Source organism: Longimycelium tulufanense (assembly GCF_014645795.1).
GTDB classification, from domain to species: domain Bacteria; phylum Actinomycetota; class Actinomycetes; order Mycobacteriales; family Pseudonocardiaceae; genus Longimycelium; species Longimycelium tulufanense.
Genome location: NZ_BMMK01000006.1, coordinates 88,115 through 110,057, shown reverse-complemented (window position 1 = coordinate 110,057; position 21,943 = coordinate 88,115). Strand labels below are relative to the sequence as shown.

Genomic DNA, 21,943 nt, shown 5'->3' with positions numbered 1-21,943 from the left:
CCGCGTCCACTCGCATGTGAGTTGACTGTTGGGAAAACCAATGGGTGGCGTGAAGTCCAGGAAACCACCACGACAAGCGGCGAGTCAGGACAGCAACCGACCTTCCCTACCCTCTCCGTGAGCGCAGGTCCGGGTGAGTAGCAGGCGGTGCCAGCGCACAACACTCGCCCCGTCCGCCGGTGGTGCTGCGTTGTGAGACGTTCGCCAGAAGCGGGGGAAGCGGGGTCAGAGCACGAACAGACGGCCCGTGCTGTTCGGTGCCACCAGAAGGACGTACCGGTCGGCCAGGTCGGGGAGGACGTCGGTCACGAGAGGCTCGGCGGCGGTCTCGTTCGGGCCACCCGAGCGGGCCGGGCAGCGGCCGTCGGGTCCCCGCTGGCCGCCGTGCACCACGCCTACCGCGCGGGTGCCGGAGAGCACCGGACCGCCGCTGTCCCCCGCCTCCGCGCAGGCATCGTGCATGAACACCTGGAGCAACCGGGGCTCGCCCCCGATGGGCCGGCTGCGCACCCGGACCGCGGTCTCGGTGACCGTCCCGCAGGTCCAACCGGTGGTTCGGCCGGCCTTGCACACCGGCATTCCCACCACCGGCTCGACCGCCCCGCTCACCCACACCCGCCCGCCGCGGTGGTCATCCACCTCCGGGCGCGCTCGGCCGCGGAGGCGGATGACCGCGTAATCGTCGCCCTGCCCACCCGAGGCCAGGTCGTCGGAAACGATCCGGTCGAACTCGCCAACCTGCCTTCCGGCCTGCGAGAACACTGGTTCTCCCGGGCGGCCGCAGTGGCCGGCGGTGAGCATCGCCGTCCCGCCGTCGCGGCCCCGCAGCACGAACCCGGCCGTGCACCGGGCGGACCGGCCGTCCCGGGAGGTGGAGATCCCCTCCCCGGCGCGGAGGAAGGGGACCACCGCCTTCGGGGCGGCCGGTCCGTGCGCGGGCGTGGGGACGGCCCGAACGGCGGTGCCGGGCACCTCCGGCACCCGGGTCCCGGGCCGGACGCCCAGCACGAGCGTCCGCGTCGACCCGTCGAACCGGGCGTGCCGCAGGTCCGGTCCCAGCCGCTCCCGCAACCTGCCCAGCGCATCGGCGGCGGCACCGGCCGCGGCCGCGGTCGACAGGTACTCGGGCGGGGAGAGGCCCAGGTCACGCCGGATGGCCGCGGTCAGGTCGGGGGGCAGCTCGGCAGCGTCCGCGGGCGGGCTGGGCAGTACGCCCGCGAGCACCGAGACCATCGGGACGAACCAGGTCCAGCGCACCCGACCACCTCCGCCTCCGCAGCCATTCCTCGACCCGGTGACCCGCCGTGACCCGGCGACCGCGGGGAGCAACCTACTCGCCCCTGCCCCTCACCCTGTTCAGCTACTGATCATCGCGACCGTGGGGCGTGCGGACCGGCCCGAAGAGTCGCCGAAGAGTCACGGTGCGCGCCGGATGCGACCTGCCGTACGACCGCTGTGCCCGACGCCACTGCCCGCTCCCCGCGTCCTGCTCCGGGGCCGGTCCGCGCGGCCTCGGGAACACGGCCGCTCCCTTGTCCGTTGGACTTTGCAGAAGATTGAGCGCGGCGGGCTCAAGTCAGGTTTGACGACGCGGGGTCGGCGCGTCCTAAACTTGAGTCGGCGTCACTCAAGGCAAGACGAGGGCGTCGGCTCGGCATTGTGATCAAGTGAGGTGGAGGGACTATCCATGGCGCGAGCGGTCGGCATCGACCTGGGGACGACCAATTCCGTCGTCGCCGTCCTCGAGGGCGGTGAACCGACGGTTATCGCCAACTCGGAAGGTTCGCGGACGACCCCGTCCGTCGTGGCGTTCGCCAAGAACGGCGAGGTTCTGGTTGGCCAGCCCGCCAAGAACCAGGCGGTCACCAACGTGGACCGGACGATCCGGTCGGTCAAGCGGTACATGGGCTCGGACTGGAAAACCGAGATCGACGGCAAGAAGTACACCGCGCAGGAGATCAGCGCACGGGTGCTGATGAAGCTCAAGCGCGACGCCGAGGCGTACCTCGGCGAGGAGATCACCGACGCGGTGATCACCGTGCCGGCCTACTTCGAGGACGCCCAGCGGCAGGCCACCAAGGAGGCCGGCCAGATCGCCGGCCTGAACGTGCTGCGCATCATCAACGAGCCCACCGCGGCCGCGCTCGCCTACGGCCTGGACAAGGCCGAGAAGGAGCAGACCATCCTGGTCTTCGACCTCGGCGGGGGCACTTTCGACGTCTCCCTGCTGGAGATCGGCGACGGCGTGGTCGAGGTCCGTGCCACCAGCGGTGACAACCACCTCGGCGGCGACGACTGGGACCAGCGGATCGTCGACTGGCTGGTGGACAAGTTCAAGGGCTCGCACGGCATCGACCTGACCAAGGACAAGATGGCGATGCAGCGCATCCGCGAGGCCGCGGAGAAGGCCAAGATCGAGCTGTCGAGCTCCTCGACGACCAACATCAACCTGCCCTACATCACCGTCGACGCGGACAAGAACCCGCTGTTCCTGGACGAGACGCTGTCCCGGGCCGAGTTCCAGCGGATCACCTCCGACCTGCTCGACCGGTGCCGCGCGCCGTTCCACAACGTGATCAAGGACGCCAGCATCAGCGTCGGCGACATCGACCACGTGGTGCTGGTCGGCGGTTCCACCCGGATGCCCGCCGTCACCGAGCTGGTGCGCGAGCTGACCGGCGGCAAGGAGCCGAACAAGGGCGTCAACCCGGACGAGGTCGTCGCCGTCGGCGCCTCGCTGCAGGCCGGCGTGCTCAGGGGTGAGGTCAAGGACGTCCTGCTGCTCGACGTCACCCCGCTGTCCCTGGGCATCGAGACCAAGGGCGGCGTGATGACCAAGCTCATCGAGCGCAACACCACGATCCCGACCAAGCGCTCGGAGATCTTCACCACCGCCGACGACAACCAGCCATCCGTGCAGATCCAGGTCTTCCAGGGCGAGCGGGAGATCGCGGCCTACAACAAGAAGCTCGGCATGTTCGAGCTCACCGGCATCCCGCCGGCCCCGCGCGGCGTGCCGCAGATCGAGGTCACCTTCGACATCGACGCCAACGGCATCGTGCACGTCTCGGCCAAGGACCTTGCCACCGGCAAGGAGCAGGGCATGCAGATCACCGGTGGGTCCGCCCTGGGCAAGGACGAGATCGACCGGATGATGAAGGACGCCGAGGCGCACGCCGAGGAGGACCGCCGGCGTCGCGAGGAGGCCGAGGTCCGCAACCAGGCCGAGACCCTGGTCTACACGACCGAGAAGCTGGTCAAGGAGAACGAGGAGAAGATCCCGGCGGAGGTTCGGGAGAAGGTCACCTCGGCCGTGGCCGGCGTGCAGGAGGCCCTGAAGGGCACCGATGTCAACGAGATCCGCACCGCGGTGGAGAAGCTGAACACCGAGGCGCAGGCCATGGGCCAGGCCATGTACGCCCAGGCGCAGGGCGCGGCCGGTGACGCCACCGGTGCCGCGGGCGCTGCCGGCGGCCAGGCCAAGGCCGAGGACGACGTGGTGGACGCCGAGATCGTCGACGAGGACGAGAAGAAGAAGTGACGCAGCCACAGCATGAGGGACAGGAGGAGCCCCGCGTGGTGGTCCGCGACCGCCGACGGATCGACCCGGAGACCGGAACGGTGCGTACCCCGGACGCCGGCGAGCAGCCGGCGCCCGGGGAAGCGGCCGCTCCCGCCACGGAGCCGGCCCCGGCCGACGACCACACCGCGGAGCTGAAGCGGCAGCTCGACGAGCGCACCGCCGACCTGCAGCGGGTCACGGCCGAGTACGCCAACTACCGCAAGCGGGTGGAGCGCGACCGCGAGCTGGTGGTCAACACGGCCAAGGGACAGCTGGTCAACGAGCTGCTGGCGGTGCTCGACGACTTCGAGCGGGCCGAGCAGCACGGCGACCTGAACGGCGCGTTCAAGGCGGTGGCCGACAAGATCGTCGACACCCTGACCAAGGCCGGGCTGGAGCCGTTCGGCGCCGAGGGGGACGAGTTCGACCCGGCGGTGCACGAGGCGGTGCAGCACACCACCTCGCCCGACGTGACCGGGCCGACCGTGTCCGTGATGCTGCGCCGGGGCTACCGGTTCGGCGAGCGGGTGTTGCGGCCCGCGCTGGTGGCGGTCACCGACCACGAGCCGGAGCCGTTCACCCCACAGGCGCCGGTGGCACCGGGCATCCCGGAACCACCGACAGCCGGGGACGCCAAGGAAACCAACGGCGAGAGGTGAGCGAGACGAAGGGAGGGAGGGACGTCCGGTGAGTGCGAGGGACTGGGTCGACAAGGACTTCTACGCCGAACTGGGCGTCCCTCCCGACGCCTCCGCCGACGACATCAAGAAGGCGTACCGCAAGCTCGCCCGTGAGCTGCACCCGGACGCCAACCCCGGGGACACCAAGGCGGAGACACGGTTCAAGTCCGTGTCCGAGGCGTACGGGGTGCTGTCGGACCCGGAGAAGCGTCAGCAGTACGACGAGGCCCGCCGGATGTTCGGGGGCGCCTTCCGCCCCGGCGGGGGCGGCTTCGGCGGTTTCGGCGGCGGGGGCAACGCCGGCTTCGATTTCGGCGACCTGTTCGGTGGCACCACCCCCGCTGGGGGTGGCGGCCTGGGTGACCTCTTCGGCAACCTGTTCGGCCGTCGCGGCGGGGCGGGTGCCAGCCGTCCGCGTCGCGGGGACGACGTGGAGACCGAGGTCCGCATCGACTTTATGGACGCCGTCCGGGGTGCCACCGTGCCGCTGCGACTCACCAGCCCCGCCAGCTGCGGCACCTGCGGTGGTACCGGTGCGCGACCGGGCACGACGCCGCGGCAGTGCGCTCTCTGTGGCGGCAGTGGCCTGGTTACGCGGAACCAGGGTGCCTTCGCGTTCAGCGAGCCGTGCCGGGACTGCCGGGGCACCGGGCGCATCATCGACGACCCGTGCGTGGAGTGCGGCGGGGAAGGCGTGAGCACCCGAACCCGAACCCTGAACGTGCGGATCCCGCCTGGCGTGAACGACGGGCAGCGAATCCGGTTGCCACACCAGGGAGAACCGGGTCGCAACGGCGCACCCGCCGGTGACCTCTACGTGCGGGTGCACGTCAACCCGCACCGCCTTTTCGGGCGCTCCGGGGACAACCTGACGCTCACCGTGCCGGTGACGTTCCCCGAGCTCGCGCTCGGCACGACATTGACCGTGCCGACGCTGGACGGGAAAGTGACCCTGCGGGTGCCGGCGGGCACGGCCAGCGGCCGGGTGATGCGGGTGCCGGACAGGGGCGTGCAGCGGCGCGACGGCGGCAGCGGTGACCTGCTGGTCACCCTGCGGGTCGAGGTGCCGCAGCGGGTCGACGGCAAGGCCAGGGAGGCGTTGGAGGCGTACGCCGCCGCGACCGAGGGCCACGACCCGCGCGCCGAGCTACGGGCGTTGCTGGAGACGCGCGGAGGGGAGTGATCGGCGTGAGCGGCCGGCAGGACAGCAGCGGCTTCCCGTTCCCGCCCGGGGCGGACGAGGACACGCCGGTGTTCGTGATCTCGGTGGCGGCACAGCTGGCCGGGCTGCACGCGCAGACGCTGCGGAGTTACGACCGGATGGGCCTGGTGTCGCCGGGGCGCGCGCCGGGCGGTGGCCGGCGTTACTCGGCGCGGGACATCGCGTTGCTCCGCGAGGTCCAGCGGCTCTCCCAGGAGGAGGGGGTCAGCCTCGCGGGGATCAAGCGGATCATCGAGCTCGAGCGCGAGGTCGACCTGCTGCGTGCGCAGGTGGCGGAGTTGACCGAACGCCTCACCGAGGCGCACGAGGAGCTGTCGGCCGCCCATGCCGCCGCTGAGCAGGCGGCGGCCGCGGTGCATGCGTCTTACCGGCGCGAGCTGGTCCCCCTGCGAAACCGGCAGCAGACCGCACTGATGATCTGGCGCCCCAACCCGCGGTCATAGAGGTGAGCTGACTCGCCCGGAGAAGGCGCGGGCGCTGGTGGGTCGAGCGAGCCGCGGCCGGCGTTCGTGCTGATGCCCTACCCCGGCAACGGACGCAACGACCGTGCGCCCCTCCTGACGCCTCTTCGCCAAGGGGTCCTTCCTCGGGGTCGTTCGGGCGTTGTCTCCTGCGTTGCGGACCGCACTTGCGGTCCGAATCCTGCGTAGTCGGGCTCCTTCGCGGCGCGGCGGGAAAGCCGTGGATTCGCCGAGCTGCCAGCGCGTCTGGCGCTGATGCGAGGCATGGCACGGAAGCGGCGGATTGCCTTGCGGACGTGCGATTGGCAGGTTCCGGTCAACACGACCGGGGACCCCCGCACCTACGGCGGCCAGGGGCGGGGGTCTCGGTAGTGCTCAGTCCAGCGTGAAGGGGTCGTACCTGATCCGGTCGAGGGGCGTGCCGGCGACCAGCATCCGCGACACGGTTGCCCGGATCATCGCCGGCGACCCGCAGACCAGGACATCCCGGTCGGCCCACGCCCCGTACCTGGTGACCACGTCCGCAAGGGTGCCGTGCTCGGCACCGACCACGCCCCGCTCGTTCTCCAGCACCGGCACGACGGTCAACCACGGGTTGCCCATCGCGATGCGCTGCAGGTTCTCCAGGTCGTAGAGGTCCTCGCGGGAGCGGCCCCCAACGAACAGGTGCACCCGGGGGTTCTCCCCCCACTGCGCCATGTCGTCGAGGATCGAGCGCATCGGCGCCACACCGGTACCGCCCGCGACCATCAACAGGTCGTGCCCGGTACGGCGGTCGTAACCGAGCCGCCCCATGGGTGGCCCGACCCGCCAGACGTCGCCGACCCGGCTGTGGCCGACGATCGCCCGGCTGACCCAGCCGTCGGTCACCGAGCGCACGTGGAACTCGATGACCCCGTCCTCCCGCGGCGCGTTCGCCGGGGAGAGGTACCGCCACAGCCGGGGCCGCTGCGGCACCTCCACGCTCACGTACTGTCCCGGTCGGTAGGGCACCTGGTACTCCGGCTGCAGCCGGATCACCGCCAGGTCCCAGCTCAACCGCTGGTGATCGACCACCTGGGCCGGCCACCACGCCGGGTTCTCGTCGGAGGCGGCGGCCTCCTGCATGGTGCGGGCCATGATCGCGTACGCCTCGGCCCAGGACCGTTCGACCGCCGGTGTCCAGGAGTCGGAGAACTTCTTGATCGCGGCCAGCAACGCGGTGCCGACCGCCTCGTAGTGCTGTGCCACGACGCCGAACTTGCGGTGGTCGCGGCCGAGCTGTCGGAGGAAGGGGATCAGGTCGTCGGGGCGGTCCACCATCTGTACGACGTGGACCAGTGCACGCAGCAGCCGGCTGCGTTGCACCTCCATGTTCACCGGGAACAGCTCGCGCGTGTTCGGCGCGATACTGAACAACATCCCGTAGAAGAACTTGGCGACTTCGTCCGCCCGCGGCTCCACGGCCGCAAAGCTCTCCCGGATCATGCGCACCATGGCGCTGACACCGGAGGGGGGTTCGCGGCGCGGGGGCGGGACGGGGCTGAGCACGGCGTTCGCGGTCATGGTCCGGGCGCAGTCTTCTCCAGGTTGTCCGGTGCGCCGGCGAGGCGCGCCGTTGCCGTCGTGATGCATCCCCCGACAGGGGAGGACACTAGCTCCTCGTTCAGCCTCCGTGTTCCTTGATGCCACCTTCGGGTGTTCTTGCACTACTGCCAGTAGATCACTGTTGCGGAGGACGGGGGAACATCCCGGTTGGGTGTGGGTCCGTCAGCCCAGGCCATGACACGGTTAGGCACGTGACCCCCGACACTCTGGTCCCGACTGGCACCGCCAGTCCCGATTTGTTGGATCTTGAACTCGCGGAGACAACGGTGTATCCGCGCCGCGCCCCGCTTCCCCCGCGGCGCCAGGTCTCCTCCGACGTTCCGCCCGACCCGTTGCGCGCCGAGAGCGGGCGACTTCCCGGCTCCCGCGGGGAACACCTGCTGCAGTGCGCCTACGGCACCGGGGACCGGGCCCGCCGGTTCTACGAGCAGCAGGTGCTGGACCGGCTCAACCAGGCGATGGTCGAGTTCGTCGGCAGGATGGACATGGCCTTCGTGGCCACCGCGGACGGCTCCGGCGAGTGCGATGCCACGTTGCGCTGCGGACCGCCCGGATTCATCCAGGTGCTCGACGAGCGCCACCTTGCCTACCCCGAGTACCGGGGGAACGGGGTGATGGCCAGCCTCGGCAACATCAGCGAGAACCCGCACATCGGGATCCTGCTGGTGGACTTCGTCACCGACCTGATCGGGCTGCACGTCAACGGCCTGGCCCGCATCGTCGAGGACGCGGACCTGCGTGTCGTCCATCCGCACCTGCCCACCGACCTCGAGCGGGGTCGCGCTCCCGAGCGGTGGGTCGTGGTGGAGATCGAGGAGGCATACATCCACTGCCGTAAGCACATTCCGCGGATGGCTCCGGTGGTGCGCAACCGGGCGTGGGGCACCGACGACGCCCGGCGCAAGGGCGGCGACTACTTCGGCGCGAAGGCGGACAGCAAGCCGTGGTCGCACGCGCCCGAGCGGACACCGGCGACAATCAGGAGCGAGGCCATGTAGTTCGGTCCGGCCAGGGCCCCATACAACCGTGGGGCCCTTGACGGACATGCCGCCGCTCCGCACGGTTCCTGGCTGGGGTCGGCCGGAGGTTGGCCGTGACATTCCAGGTTGGGAAGCGGGAGGGACCGTGGTCGAGGTGACCAACGGCGGGGAGGGTGGCCGCCGCGGCGCGGAGGAGGCCGTCGAGCGGGAGCTGGCCGTGTTGTTCCGGCGGGCGCGCAGCGTATCGATGTCGCTCGCGGCGAAGGTGCACCCCGGTCTCGACTCCGCGGCCTACGGCCTGTTGGTGCTGATCGACGACGCCGGCCCGTTGCGTGGCTCCGACGTGGTGGAGCGGCTGGGGCTGGACAAGTCGACGGTCAGCCGGCAGCTCGGCGAGCTGGTGTCCCTGGGCCTGGTGGAGCGGGTTCCGGATCCCTCGGACGGCCGCGCCCGTCTGGTACAGCTCACCCCGGTGGGGCGGGAGCGGCTGCACGACGTGCGTTCCGAACGCCGCCGGCAGGCCCGCGAGCACTTCTCGAGCTGGCCTACGCAGGACCTCGAACAGCTCGCGCGGCTCCTCGCCCGCCTCAACGAGGTCCTGTGAGGACCGCGGGAGGACTACGGGGCGAGATCCGCGATGGCGCCGCGGTCGTCGGTTGCCCGTGCGGTGTTCGGGCGCGCGGTGACGCGCGACCACCGCGGCCAGCGGGCTCGCCGTAAGGGGCTTGGCGCGGGCCAAGCGCTTGCGCAGACGGCGCCCCCTGCATGCCAAAAAAGCATGAGCGTGGGGTGCGAGTCACGCCTGCGGGGTGGACTCGGCGCGTGTCGTTCAATTCCGCGTTCGTGTTGCGACAGATCGGCGCCCTGGATCCATTGAGATGCCAGAACTGAGGTGCATGCGCTGATCTTGGTGGGGGCGGCAGGGCCGAAACGGGGCCGGTCATGTGTGCACTTGCAGCCCGCACTTCATGATCTAGGTGTCTCGAACGCACCGAACTGCCGCGTCGGTGCGTGCTGCTGTGCTGCCGGGCAGTGGGACGACTGCGTGACCCGGTAGACAGTTGCCGATCCCAACTATTGGCGTATAGTTGTGTACGGCAACTAAGGAGGTGGCTCGGGATGGAGACCACGTCCCACGGTTGGCTCGATCTCGCCCGGGAGCTGCGTACGTTGGGCCAGCTCATCCACGCCGGTCGGCAACGCGCCTGGTCGTCCTCGCACGGCTTGGCCCCCGCCGTCGCCGGCCTGCTCGCCGAGCTCGCCGCGCACGGCGAGTGCCGCATCTCGGCGCTGGCCCGGCACCGCCTGGTCGACGTGTCGGTCATCAGCCGGCAGATCGCGCAGCTGGAGCGCGCCGGCCTGGTCGCCCGCCGCCCGGACCCCTCCGACGGCCGGGTCGCGCTGGTCCGGATCACCGAATCCGGGCGCGAGGCACTACGGCACTGGCGTGACGCGCAGATCAGCTGGCTGCACCACGCCCTGTCGAAGTGGGACGAGGGCGCCGTCCGCACCGCCTGCGCGGTCCTCGGTGCGATGAACGACGAGCTCCACGAGGCCCTCACCGCCACCGGGCCGACCGAACTCACCGACGTGCTGGAAGGAATCACATGACCACCGCTACCGGTACCCACCAAGCCACAGCACACGCCCAGGCGGGCGCTGTGGACGGTGCCGGTACGGCGACGCCCATGGCGCACCGCGAGGTGCTCAAGGCGTTGAGCGGGCTCCTGCTCGCGTTGCTGGTGGCCATCCTCAGTTCGACGATCGTGGCCAACGCGCTTCCCACGATCGTCGCCGACCTGCACGGCACCCAGGCGCAGTACACCTGGGTCGTCACCGCCACCCTCCTGGCCTCGACCGCCACGACCCCGCTGTGGGGAAAGCTTTCCGACCTGTTCAGCAAGAAGCTGCTCTACCAGGTCGCCATCGTCATCTTCAGCATCGGTTCGGTCCTGTCCGGCCTCTCCGAGTCAATGGGTGTCCTGATCGGTTTCCGTGCCCTGCAGGGTGTCGGCATGGGCGGTCTCCAGGCCCTGGCACAGGTGGTCATCGCCGCCATGGTCAGCCCACGCGAGCGTGGGCGCTACAACGGTTACACCGGCGCCGTCATGGCCGTGGCCACGGTCGGCGGCCCGTTGGCCGGCGGTGTCATCGTCGACACCCCGTGGCTCGGCTGGCGGTGGTGTTTCTTCGTCGTCGTTCCCCTTGCCGTGCTGGCCCTGGCCGTCATCGGTCGGACGCTGCGGCTGCCGGTGGAGCGGAGGGAAGTTCGCATCGACTGGGCCGGCGCCACCCTCATCACCGGCGGCGTGAGCCTGTTGCTGGTCTGGGTCTCCTTGGCCGGCAGGGACTTCGACTGGCTGTCGCTGACCACCCTCGCCTACCTGGCCGGCGCGCTGCTGTGCCTGCTCGGCGCGTTGATGGTCGAGGCACGCGTGGCAGAGCCGGTCATCCCGTTGCGGCTCTTCCGGGACCGCACCATCGTCCTCGCTGTCACGGCGAGCGTCGCCGTAGGCGTCGCGATGTTCGGCAGCTCGGTCTTCCTCGGCCAGTACTTCCAGCTCTCCCGCGGGTTTTCGCCCACCAAAGCCGGCCTGCTGACCCTGCCGATGGTCGCCGGGCTGTTCCTGGCATCCACCGTCTCCGGGCAGATCATTGCCCGTACCGGACGCTGGAAGGCGTTCCTCGTCGGTGGCACGGTTCTGCTCGTCGCCGGCCTCGGCCTACTGGGCACCATCGATCACGGGACGAACCTGTGGGTGATCGGGGTATTCCTCCTGCTCATCGGGGTCGGTATCGGAATGTCGATGCAGAACCTGGTGCTGGCGGTGCAGAACAGCGTGCCGGCACATGACCTCGGCGCGGCCAGCTCGGTGGTGACGTTCTTCCGCTCGCTGGGCGGTGCGGCCGGTGTGTCCGTGCTGGGCTCGGTGTTCGCGACCCGCGTGACGGGCCTGTTCTCCGAGGGCCTGTCGAAGCTGCACCTCCCGGCTGGCAGCGGATCCGCCGGGGGCGGAACGGTGGACATCGCCCATCTTCCCGGTCCGGTACAGGGGATCATGCGTGCGGCCTATGGCGACGCGGCCGGTACGATCTTCGCGATCGCCGCCGTCCTGGCCGTGTTGTCGGTTGTCGCCACCTTGCTCATCAAGGAAGTTCCGTTGCGGACCAGCAGCGTCACCGGTTCGGCTCAGCCTGCTGGTCATTCGGGTGGCCAAGGGTCCACGACGGACGGTTCCGTCCACGAACCTGTGGATAATGTCCAGGAAATTGTGGACAACTCCGGGTCCGATGTGGACAACTTGTTGCGACACCCGGGCGATCGGCGTGCGCCGGTTGTGGATGAGCAGACGACACAGCGAGTGATGGGCCTGCTCGAGGCGGCGGAACGGGTGCTCGTCACGGCCCGCGCCGAAGCGGACCGGATCGTCACCGACGCCCGGGCGGAGGCCGAACACATCCGACGCAACGCCGAAACAGACGTCCGCCGCGGCAACGGAGGCACCCCGGGCTTGGCGCGGCGGATGGCCGTCAACGGCGCGATCCACCCGCTGCACAACGGATACGCCGATACCGTGAGGACCCCGGGACGGAAGTCCGGACGCCACCGGGCGAACTGACCCGGTCATGATGCCGCGGAGTCACAACGGTGGATTTCTGCTCGTCTCCGGGCTTCGCTGAGCACCTCGTCCCCTCGTCACGATGCTCGCTTCGCCAGTCACCTCGCGGTGTGGGGTTGCTCGCCCTGCGGGCTTTGCCGTGCGCCTGTCGCTGCGTTACGTGCTTGCGTCGCCCGGCACCGAGCTGTACGGCAACGGCCCGGTGACGTCACTTCGTCGTGACGTCACCGGGCCGTCACCACCATGGCCTGTCCGACCCGGCAAGACGGACAGCCCCGGTGCTGGCCGGCCGGTGGCGGTTGGGAAGATGCCCTCTCCTCCGCCAGCCGCCGCGGCGGCAGGCCGGTCAGCCGGTCTTGGTCAGCTCCCGGTCGCGCAGCTTCTGGCGGAAGTCCGCCAGTTCCCGCTTCACGATCGGCGCCATCAGGTACAAGCCGATGATGTTGATCAGTGCCAGCACGAACAGCACGGCGTCGGCGAAGTCGAGCACGCTGCCCAGGGTGAGCACCGAGCCGATCACCACGAACGCGCAGACGATGAACTTGTAGGTGTAGACGCTCGTCTTGCTCCGACCGAGCAGGTGCGTCCACGCCTTCTCGCCGTAGTACGCCCATGTGAGGATGGTCGAGACGGCGAACAGGATCACCGCCACCGTCAGCACGTACGGGAACCACGGCAGCACGGTCGCGAAGGCGTCCGAGGTCAACGTCACGCCGTCCGGCGTCGGCTCACCCTTCGCGACCGCCTCCCGCGCCGCCTCCCAACTCGGCGTGGATGCGATCACGATGGTCAGCGCCGTCATGGTGCAGATGACCACTGTGTCGATGAACGGCTCCAGCAACGCCACGAAGCCCTCGGTGACCGGATGCCTGGTCTTCACCGCCGAGTGTGCGATGGGGGCCGAGCCCAGTCCGGCCTCGTTGGAGAACGCGGCCCGCTGGAAGCCGATGATCAGCACGCCGACCGCGCCGCCGGCCACGCCCTTCGGTGCGAAGGCGCCGCCGACGATCTCGCCGATCGCCCCCGGCACGTGCCGGAGGTTGGCCAGGACGACCACCAGGCAGGCACCCACGTAGAGCACCGCCATGGACGGGACCAGCCGGGCGGTGACCGCCGCGATGGACTTGATACCACCGATGATCACCAGCGCGACCACGCCGGCCAGGACGAGCCCGAAGACCGTGGCGGCGCCGTCGCTGCCGAGCAGGCCGGTCTCACCGCCGGTGACCGAGCGCAGCTGGGCGAAGCTCTGGTTGGCCTGGAACATGTTGCCGCCGGCGATCCCGAAGAACAGGATCATGACGGCGGCACCCGCGGCCAGGACCTTGCCCACACCGCTACCGCGCTGGCCGAACCGCTCGACGAGGCCCTTGCGCAGGTACTGCATGGGGCCACCGGAGACCGAACCGTCGGGGTGGTGGTCCCGGTACTTCACGCCCAGCGTGCACTCCACGAACTTGGTGCACATGCCGAGCAGACCGGCAACGATCATCCAGAAGGTCGCACCCGGGCCACCGATGGTCACGGCGACCGCGACACCGGCGATGTTGCCCAGGCCCACCGTGCCGGAGACGGCGGCGGTGAGCGCCCGGAAGTGCGAGACCTCGCCCGGGTCGGACTTGTCCGCGTACTTGCCGCGCACCAGGTCCACGGCGGTCTTGAAGCCGCGGAGCTGGATCAGCCCGAAGTAGGCGGTGAAGATCGCACCTGCGATCACCAGCCAGGCCACGATCCAGGGGAAGGCGACCCCGAATACGCTGACCTCGGCGAAGATGAACTTGGACGTGACCTCCGCGACGGGGTTGAAGACGCTGTTGATGACCTCTTCGATCTGAGAGAGGGTTCCTCCCTCGGCCGCGAGGTCCTCCTGAGCGGCCGCGGTGGCGGCGATGACCGGAAGGTCGGCTGCTGGTGGTGACATAGCGTGACAGTGCATCGGGTAAATCGGGCCAGGACAAGCCCCCATTGGGTTAACCGTGGTTTCTATCACATAACGCTTAGTATCTGACCTTTATTCAACGTCTGTTGTTGGCCAATGCCCCACGGTGTGTTCCCCTATTCGGTCCTTCTCTCACGTCCGATCGGGCGCCTCCCCGGCGGTCATCGGCCACCCGATGTGGCCCTCCGATGGGGGTGGAAAGCCGTCGTGCGGGATGGTCAGCCCGACCGACGTATTGAGTGGAACAGACTCAACTTTTCTGACGTTAGAGAGGGTAGACGGCCGCTTGACCAGCGCGTGCGGACGGCGGCCGGCACCATGTGCACGCGCCGACGAGGTGAGGGATGGACGCTTTCAACCCGACGACGAAGACCCAGCAGGCGATCTCCGCCGCTGTACAGGCCGCCACGGTCGCCGGCAACCCCGACGTGGGGCCGACGCATCTGCTCGGCGCGTTGCTCGCGCAGACCGACGGCGTGACCGCCCCGCTGCTGTCCGCGGTGGGCGCGGACCCCGCGCAGGTGCGCACCGAGCTGGACCAGCTCGCCGCTCGGCTGCCCTCGGCCACCGGCGCCACCGTCGCCGCCCCGCAGTTCTCCGGCGAGGCGGTCCGCGTCCTCGACCATGCCCAGCGGCTGGCCACCGAGATGGGCGACGAGTACGTCTCCACCGAACACCTGCTGGTCGGCCTCGCCGCCGTCGGTGGCCGGGTCGTCGACCTGCTGCGCAGGCACGGCGCCACCCCCGAGGCGCTGCGCGAGGCGTTCGGCAGGGTCCGCGGCTCGGCCCGGGTCACCACCCCCGACCCGGAGGCCACCTACCAGGCGCTGGAGAAGTACGGCGTCGACCTGACCCGACGCGCCCGCGAGGGCAGGCTCGACCCGGTGATCGGGCGGGACGCCGAGATCCGCCGCGTCATCCAGGTGCTTTCCCGGCGCACCAAGAACAACCCCGTACTCATCGGCGAGCCCGGCGTCGGCAAGACCGCGATCGTCGAGGGGCTCGCCCAGCGGATCGTGGCCGGCGACGTCCCGGAGTCGTTGCGCGGCAAGCGTGTCGTGGTACTCGACCTCGGCTCGATGGTCGCCGGTGCCAAGTATCGCGGCGAGTTCGAGGAACGCCTGAAGGCCGTGCTCAAGGAGATCACCGACTCCGCCGGTCAGATCATCACCTTCATCGACGAGCTGCACACCATCGTCGGTGCCGGCGCGACCGGTGAGAGCGCCATGGACGCCGGCAACATGATCAAGCCGATGCTCGCCCGTGGCGAGCTGCGCATGGTCGGCGCGACCACGCTCGACGAGTACCGCGAGCACATCGAGAAGGACCCGGCGCTGGAGCGCCGCTTCCAGCAGGTCCTCGTCGACGAACCGAGCGTGGACGACACGATCGCCATCCTGCGCGGCCTCAAGGAGCGTTACGAGGTGCATCACGGCGTGCGCATCACGGACACGGCGCTGGTCGCCGCCGCCACGCTCTCCGACCGCTACATCACCGCACGTTTCCTTCCGGACAAGGCGATCGACCTGGTCGACGAGGCCGCGTCCCGGCTGCGCATGGAGATCGACTCCCGGCCGGTGGAGGTCGACGAGGTCGAGCGCGCGGTGCGCCGCCTGGAGATCGAGGAGATGGCACTGTCCAAGGAGGACGATCCGGCCTCCAAGGACCGGTTGACGGCGTTGCGTGCCGAGCTGGCCGAGAAGCGCGAGGAGCTGTCCGCACTGACCGCCCGCTGGCAGAACGAGAAGGGCTCCATCGAGCGCGTCCGCGACCTCAAGGAGCAGCTGGAGCAGCTGCGCGGCGAGTCGGAGCGGGCCGAGCGCGACGGCGACCTCGGCCGCGCCGCCGAGCTGCGGTACGGCCGGATTCCCGCCCTGGAAAAGGAACTCGAGACGGCTACCGAGGCCACCGCCGGTGACAAGCTGATGCTCAAGGAAGAGGTCGGTCCCGACGACGTCGCCGACGTCGTGAGCGCCTGGACGGGTATTCCCGCCGGGCGGCTGATGGAGGGCGAGACCGCCAAGCTGCTGCGCATGGAGGACGCGCTCGCCGAGCGCGTGGTCGGCCAGGCCGAGGCGGTGCGTGCGGTCTCCGACGCGGTCCGGCGGGCGCGTGCGGGCGTCTCCGACCCGGACCGCCCCACCGGCTCGTTCCTGTTCCTCGGCCCGACCGGGGTCGGCAAGACCGAGCTCGCCAAGGCGCTCGCCGCGTTCCTGTTCGACGACGAGCGCGCCATGATTCGCATCGACATGAGCGAGTACGCCGAGAAGCACTCGGTGGCCCGGCTGGTCGGCGCCCCGCCCGGCTACGTCGGCTACGAGCAGGGCGGGCAGCTCACCGAGTCGGTGCGACGGCGGCCCTACAGCGTGATCCTACTGGACGAGGTGGAGAAGGCGCACCAGGACGTCTTCGACATCCTGCTGCAGGTGCTCGACGACGGGCGGCTCACCGACGGCCAGGGCCGCACGGTCGACTTCCGCAACACGATCCTGGTGTTGACCTCGAACCTGGGCTCGCAGGCCATCGCCGACGCGAACCTGTCCGAGCGGGACCGCAACGATGCCGTGATGGCGGTGGTGCGGCAGCACTTCAAGCCGGAGTTCCTCAACCGGCTGGACGACGTGGTGATCTTCCACGCGCTGTCCACCGAGGAGCTGACCTCCATCGTCGACATCCAGGTCGGCAAGCTGGCCGAACGGCTGGCACAGCGCCGGCTCACGCTCGAGGTCACCCAGCCTGCCAGGGACTGGCTGGCCATCAACGGCTTCGACCCGGTGTATGGGGCGCGTCCGCTGCGTCGCCTGCTGCAGAGCGCGATCGGCGACCAGCTCGCCAAGGAGCTGCTGTCGGGCGCGATTCGGGACGGCGAGACCGTCCTGGTCGACGTCACCGACGACAACTCGGGCCTGGTCGTCTCGCCCGCCGAGACGGCTGCCTGAGAGGAGCAAGGGTTCGCCGCGGCCGGTTCCGGCCGCGGCGAACCCTTGCTCGGCCGATATCCGCACGGTTACGTACCGCCGCTGATGGTGATCGCCCGCTTGGGCTGGCCACCGAGAAGTTCTGTTGAGTGGAAATTCCGTGACCAGGGGTGATCCCATGAGCGTGCTGGTCAGAAGGGTGGTGCCGGTTGATCTCGGAGAGTGACCGATGCAACCCGATTGCAACGCTTCCGGCCCCCCACACGTATCAAGGACGTGGGAGACCATCTCGCGTCAGAGAGCCAGACGGACACGCGGAAGGTACGACGCAAACGGCGGTGGAGGACCCTCCGCCGCGTTCTGCTCGCCGTCACCCTGCTCGCCGTGGGCTCGGCAGCGGTGGCGCTGTGGGTGGCCTACGAAGTCTGGGAGGTGCCGGACCCCGCCGAGGTGGCCGCCGCCCAGAACCAGACCGTCACGCTCTACTACTCCGACGGCAAGACGGAGCTGGCCCGTATCCAGCCCGAGGACGGGGCTCGTACCCTCGTTCGCCTCGACGATGTCCCCAAGCACGTGCAGGACGCCGTGCTCGCCGCGGAGAACGCCTCGTTCTGGACCGACGATGGCTTCTCCTTCAAGGGAATCCTCGGTGCCGTCTACAACAACCTACGTGGTGCCGATGGTGGTGGTTCAACCATCACCCAGCAGTACATCAAGAAGGCCACCGGCAAGGAGGAACGCACCCTCACCCGGAAGATCCGGGAGTTGGTGCTGGCCAAGAAACTCACCGACACCTACGACAAGCGCGAGATCCTGGCCGCCTACCTGAACACCGTCTACTTCGGACGGGGTGCCCACGGCATCCAGGCCGCTGCCAAGGCATACTTCGGCAAGAACGTGCAGGATCTCACGCTCAACGAGGGCGCGTTGTTGGCCGGTGTGATCCAGAGCCCTACTTTCTGGGATCCCGCGGTGGACAAGGTGAGCTCGGAGAACCGGTGGAACTACGTGCTCGACCGCATGGTTGACGCCAACTTCCTGCCCGGCACCGAGCGCGGGCGGGCGAGTTTCCCCAGGACGGTGCCGGTCACCTCGCTTCCCGGAAGCCGACTGCACATCCGCACCCAGGTGCTCGCGGAGCTGGAGAAGTCGGCCAAGATCAACCTCGACGAGGCGCAGCAGCACGGCTACAAGATCGTGACGACGCTGGACAAGGACGCACAGGGCCGCACCGAGAACATCATGCGCGAGGTCATGGCGGGCCAGCCGGACTACCTCCGGTCCGCGTCGGTCTCCATCGACCCTCGGACCGGCGGGGTCGTCGCCTACTACGGCGGTGCCGACGGTGTTGGCATCGACTACGCGCAGACCCTGCAGGAGCCGGGCACGTCGTTCGCTCCGTTCGTGCTGGTGGCGGCGGGGCAACGTGGGGTGCCCGTCGGTCAGTTCGAGATCGGCACGGGACGCACGGTCGAACTGGCGAAACGTGTCGGTCAGGGCCATGTCGCCGATGTGGCACACGAGTCGGGTATCCCACGAGAGGTCCTCGGGCAGCCAACAATCGTCAACCCCACCGCGGAAATCGCCATCGGAGGTGGGAAGACCTTCGCCCGGCCGTTCGACATGGCCGCCGCGTACGCGACCCTTGCCGCCGAGGGCATGCGTACCCGACCGCACTTCGTGAGCAAGGTCCTCGGGCCGGAGGGTGACGCACGCTACGAGTTCAAGGACAACGCGAAGCCCGTGTTCGACACAAGGAACCCCAGGAGGAACGCGTTCATTGCCCGCCAGACGACCGCGACGCTGGCCACCACGGACACCGGTCTCCCCAACGTCCTACCGGATCCGCTCGCCGTGGCGGTGCCGGGCGTCCTCCGGTTCGGTTCGGACGGTGAGGTGGCCAAGGCGTGGACCGTCGGCTACACCCCGCAACTCGCGACCGCGGTCTGGGTGGGCTCCGACAAGTTCCGTCCCATCAAGGGCCGCTACCGCGAGCCCGGCAGCAGGGAACACGACATCACGGGCCGCGACGAGCCGGCGGCTGTGTGGAACTCGGTCATGCGCCTCTATCACCAGCAGCGGAGCGCACCGACGGAGCCACCCCTAGCACCCCTGGCGCGACCGGGTCTCCCCACCGTTACACGCCCCCGCTAACGGCGTAGGCATTGCTGAGGCGGCACCTCGGGGTGCCCCTGATGAGGCCCCCGAGGTGCCGTCGTAATCCACAGCCGCCGAAGTTGTCCACAGGCCACGATCTTGTTCTTGCTGCCCATCTCCGCAGCTCAGTAAGCTCGCCATGGGCTGCGCAGACCCAGGGCGGGCGGGGGCTGTCTTCTGACAAGGCAGGTGCTCGAGCCGGAGATCGCGGGGCGCCGGGCCGATGCTCCAGCCGGTCGCCGCGCCCGGGTGAGCACGGCGACCGGTTCATCTGGTTCGCGCTCGTGCTAGCGCAGGCTGAGCGCGCGGCTGACGGTGTGGAAGACCTCGGTCTGGTCGGTCACGCCGACGACGTTCGCGGCCTGCGGCCCGTACCCGGCGATCCGAACCTGCGTTCCCGTGTGCTCCTGCGAGCGGCCCGCGACGCTCGTGCCGTAGTTGATCGTCATGGGCACGCCGTCCCTGGTGACCAGCGTCGCGGTCTGGCCCGGGCTCTGCGCGTCGTTGGGGATGATTTGGCTGGTGTGCCCGTGATCGGCGGTCACCAGCACCAACGTGTCCGGGTGGCTGCGGGCGAACGCCGTCCCGGCCGCCACGGCCTCGTCGAACCCGACCGTCTCACCGATCTGGCCACACGGGTCCGCAGCGTGGTCCTGCTTGTCGATACTGGCACCTTCGACCTGCAGGAAGAAACCCTTACCGGCGTTGCCATCCTGACGATCGAGCAGGTCCAACGCCTTGCGCGTCATGTCGGCCAGCTTGGGCGCACCGGCCGGCAGGTTCGGGTTCGCCTGGCAGGTGCCCGGCGGGGTACCGCCCACGCGCGCGGCCGGGCCGGTCCACTGCACCTCCATGTTCCCGTCGGCGAACAGCCCGAGCAGCGGCCTGTCACGTCCGGCCCGCGCAAGACCGTCTGCGTCGGTCACCGACTGGTAGCCGGCCGCGGTCGCCTGCTCCAGCACCGTGCGCCCCTGGAACTCCCCAGCACGCACCTTCTGGTCGAAGTAGTTCTTGCCGCCGCCCAACAGCACGTCCGGCCCGGTCTGCACGAGCTGTTCGGCGATCGAGCCCGCGCCACCGTTCTCCTTGGCGTTGCTCGGGCACCTGGCCATGGACTCCGGTCCCTTGCAGGACCGGTCCACCACGTGCGCCCCGAGCACCGCGGGCGTGGCGTCCTGCACCTCCGCCGTCGTCACGTCCCCCGTGCGGTACCCGTTGCGCTTGGCCAACTCCAGCAGCGTGGGAACCGGGTTGCCGTAGGCGTCGACCGAGATCGCGCCGTTGTAGGTCTTCTGCCCGGTCGCCCAGCCCGAACCCGAGGCGGCCGAGTCGGTTACGTAGTCCGGCTTGCTCGGGTCGCCCTTCTGCACGGAGTAGGTGGTGTAGGCACCGGTGAGCGGCAGCTCGTCCATGGCCAGTCGCCCGGCCGCGCCCCGGGCGTAATTCCGTGCCGCGGTGATCTCCGAGTCCCCCATACCGTCACCGATGAAAAGGATGACGTTGCGTGCCCTGCCACCCCGGATCGCGTTGCGTACCTCCGAGGTGCGGTCGCCGGACGCCTGCAGCGTCCGGTCCTGCGGACCGGAGTCCTGCGCCAACGCCGGCACGGCCACACCCAGCGTCACCACGAGCGTGCCCACCGCCGCTACCCACCGGCGCCGCCGCGACAACCGACAATCACCTGGACGAACCATTGACTGACCTCCCCTGTCGGAACGGCGGTAGCCAACGCCAGGCGGTGGGGAGACGCGTGGCGACGCGGTGGCCGGACCGAGACGGCACGATGAACTCTGGGCGGCATCGACACATTTCCGCCCGGTTCGCCTCGATTGCGGCTTTTCCAGCGCCCGTGCGAATGGCAACCGCCGTCGGCGGGACCCATGCCACCCGAATGGCGGGGCGAGGACGGGGGTACGGATGCCGCCAGTGAGCCGCGAACCCGATCACCCGACACACCCGGGGGCCACTCTCGGTCGGTGATCTTCGCGATCAGGCAGCACGCCGCTACCCTTCGAACCGTGGGCGTACCGGCTTGGGTCTGGTTCACGATCGCTGCCGTCGCGGCCGGGGCGGGTCTGGCACTGCTGGCCGCGGACCGGGCCCAGCGGACGGCTCGCAACCGCGAGCGCCGCCGCTGGGCCGCGCTGCGTGGCTGGCAGTTCACCGAGTCCGACCAGGTGCTGCCCACGCGCTGGCAGCACGGCCTGATCGCGGTCACCGGTCGCGGGACCGGCCGCGACGTCGTCACCGGCTCCACGTTCACCGCCGACGGTCGACGCCTCGTGCACGTGCTCGACCACGAGGTCAATGGCCGGACCCACGCGGTGATGGTCGCGGTGCACCGCCGCCGGCCGCTGCCGACCGTTGTCGAGCTGTGGCTGCCGAGCGTCCCCGTCCCGCGCGAGGGGGAGCTGGATCTCCTCGGCCCCGTCGGCGACCGGTACGCCTTCGTCTCCGACATGACCTCGGCCCGGCCGCTGATCACCCCCGACCTGGTGGACGCCGCCGACGAAATCGGCGACGACGTCACCGTGGTGTGGCTGGAGGACGCGTGGGTCGTGGCCGCCGCTCCGCCCAGCGCCGGCCCGGCCCGGCTCGAGCGCTTGTTGCGCGACCTCGGCGAACTCGCCGACATCGTCGACCCGCTGGACGGCGAGGACGACGAGGAGGACCGGGTGTTGCCGTCGAACGTCCGCGAGCTGCCACGCGCGGGACGCGCCGTGCCACCCGCCTGACGAGGCCCGTTCGACGGCTCGGCGAACGAGTGCCGTAGCCCTTCTCACCTGAGACTCTCGGCGAAGCGATGCACCAGGGCCG

The 21,943-nt window shown here is 69.7% G+C and carries 15 protein-coding genes; 11 read left to right on the top strand and 4 right to left on the bottom strand.

The features are described 5' to 3' along the window. Positions 1 to 225 precede the first annotated feature (225 nt). Positions 226 to 1,257, bottom strand: a complete 1,032-nt coding sequence (locus IEY55_RS08860) for a S1 family peptidase (protein ID WP_189055892.1) — start codon at positions 1,255 to 1,257, stop codon at positions 226 to 228. A gap of 430 nt (positions 1,258 to 1,687) precedes the next feature. Between IEY55_RS08860 and dnaK the strand changes: the two genes are divergently transcribed. The 4 genes from dnaK to IEY55_RS08840 are packed head-to-tail and all read left to right on the top strand — an operon-like array spanning position 1,688 to position 5,907. Continuing rightward, positions 1,688 to 3,541 carry a molecular chaperone DnaK gene (gene dnaK, locus IEY55_RS08855; RefSeq protein WP_189055890.1) on the top strand — a complete coding sequence of 618 codons (1,854 nt, stop codon included), beginning with the start codon at positions 1,688 to 1,690 and terminating at the stop codon, positions 3,539 to 3,541. Continuing rightward, entirely contained in the window at positions 3,538 to 4,221 is a 684-nt protein-coding gene (gene grpE / locus IEY55_RS08850; protein WP_373289984.1) for a nucleotide exchange factor GrpE, read from the top strand. Before dnaK ends, grpE begins: the two co-directional genes overlap by 4 nt. Before the next feature lie 28 nt (positions 4,222 to 4,249). Continuing rightward, on the top strand, positions 4,250 to 5,425 hold the full coding sequence (gene dnaJ, locus IEY55_RS08845; protein ID WP_189055888.1) for a molecular chaperone DnaJ: 1,176 nt from the start codon (positions 4,250 to 4,252) through the stop codon (positions 5,423 to 5,425). Positions 5,426 to 5,430: 5 nt separating this feature from the next. Beyond that, a complete protein-coding gene (locus IEY55_RS08840) occupies positions 5,431 to 5,907 on the top strand; it encodes a heat shock protein transcriptional repressor HspR (protein WP_189055886.1) in 477 nt (158 codons plus the stop codon). A 393-nt stretch (positions 5,908 to 6,300) separates the two neighbouring features. On the opposite strand, the gene IEY55_RS08835 is transcribed toward IEY55_RS08840, so the two are convergent. Beyond that, on the bottom strand, positions 6,301 to 7,401 hold the full coding sequence (locus IEY55_RS08835) for an FAD-binding oxidoreductase (protein ID WP_189056114.1): 1,101 nt from the start codon (positions 7,399 to 7,401) through the stop codon (positions 6,301 to 6,303). Between the two features lie 302 nt (positions 7,402 to 7,703). Between IEY55_RS08835 and IEY55_RS08830 the strand changes: the two genes are divergently transcribed. The 4 genes from IEY55_RS08830 (at position 7,704) to IEY55_RS08815 (ending at position 12,112) form a co-directional block, all read left to right on the top strand. Next, the gene (locus tag IEY55_RS08830; protein WP_229686198.1) at positions 7,704 to 8,510 is read left to right on the top strand and encodes a pyridoxamine 5'-phosphate oxidase family protein; all 807 of its coding nucleotides are present in this window, start codon (positions 7,704 to 7,706) and stop codon (positions 8,508 to 8,510) included. A 127-nt stretch (positions 8,511 to 8,637) separates the two neighbouring features. Next, positions 8,638 to 9,096 carry a MarR family winged helix-turn-helix transcriptional regulator gene (locus IEY55_RS08825; protein WP_229686197.1) on the top strand — a complete coding sequence of 153 codons (459 nt, stop codon included), beginning with the start codon at positions 8,638 to 8,640 and terminating at the stop codon, positions 9,094 to 9,096. A 515-nt stretch (positions 9,097 to 9,611) separates the two neighbouring features. Next, positions 9,612 to 10,103: a MarR family winged helix-turn-helix transcriptional regulator gene (locus tag IEY55_RS08820; protein WP_189055882.1), complete on the top strand. Its 492-nt coding sequence runs from the start codon at positions 9,612 to 9,614 to the stop codon at positions 10,101 to 10,103. Between the two features lie 77 nt (positions 10,104 to 10,180). Beyond that, complete coding sequence (locus tag IEY55_RS08815; protein WP_189056111.1) at positions 10,181 to 12,112, top strand: MFS transporter; 1,932 nt, start codon at positions 10,181 to 10,183, stop codon at positions 12,110 to 12,112. A 346-nt stretch (positions 12,113 to 12,458) separates the two neighbouring features. Here IEY55_RS08815 and IEY55_RS08810 read toward each other — a convergent pair whose 3' ends face one another. Next, positions 12,459 to 14,033: an alanine/glycine:cation symporter family protein gene (locus IEY55_RS08810; protein ID WP_189055880.1), complete on the bottom strand. Its 1,575-nt coding sequence runs from the start codon at positions 14,031 to 14,033 to the stop codon at positions 12,459 to 12,461. A gap of 362 nt (positions 14,034 to 14,395) precedes the next feature. Between IEY55_RS08810 and clpB the strand changes: the two genes are divergently transcribed. Beyond that, a complete protein-coding gene (clpB, locus tag IEY55_RS08805; protein ID WP_189055878.1) occupies positions 14,396 to 16,990 on the top strand; it encodes an ATP-dependent chaperone ClpB in 2,595 nt (864 codons plus the stop codon). Between the two features lie 363 nt (positions 16,991 to 17,353). Then, positions 17,354 to 19,123 carry a transglycosylase domain-containing protein gene (locus tag IEY55_RS08800; RefSeq protein ID WP_189055876.1) on the top strand — a complete coding sequence of 590 codons (1,770 nt, stop codon included), beginning with the start codon at positions 17,354 to 17,356 and terminating at the stop codon, positions 19,121 to 19,123. Between the two features lie 290 nt (positions 19,124 to 19,413). On the opposite strand, the gene phoA is transcribed toward IEY55_RS08800, so the two are convergent. Continuing rightward, a complete protein-coding gene (gene phoA, locus IEY55_RS08795) occupies positions 19,414 to 20,820 on the bottom strand; it encodes an alkaline phosphatase (RefSeq protein ID WP_189055874.1) in 1,407 nt (468 codons plus the stop codon). 324 nt (positions 20,821 to 21,144) lie between these two features. On the opposite strand from phoA, the gene IEY55_RS08790 reads away from it, so the two are divergent. Continuing rightward, positions 21,145 to 21,861 carry a TtfA family protein gene (locus IEY55_RS08790; protein ID WP_189055872.1) on the top strand — a complete coding sequence of 239 codons (717 nt, stop codon included), beginning with the start codon at positions 21,145 to 21,147 and terminating at the stop codon, positions 21,859 to 21,861. Positions 21,862 to 21,943 lie beyond the last annotated feature (82 nt).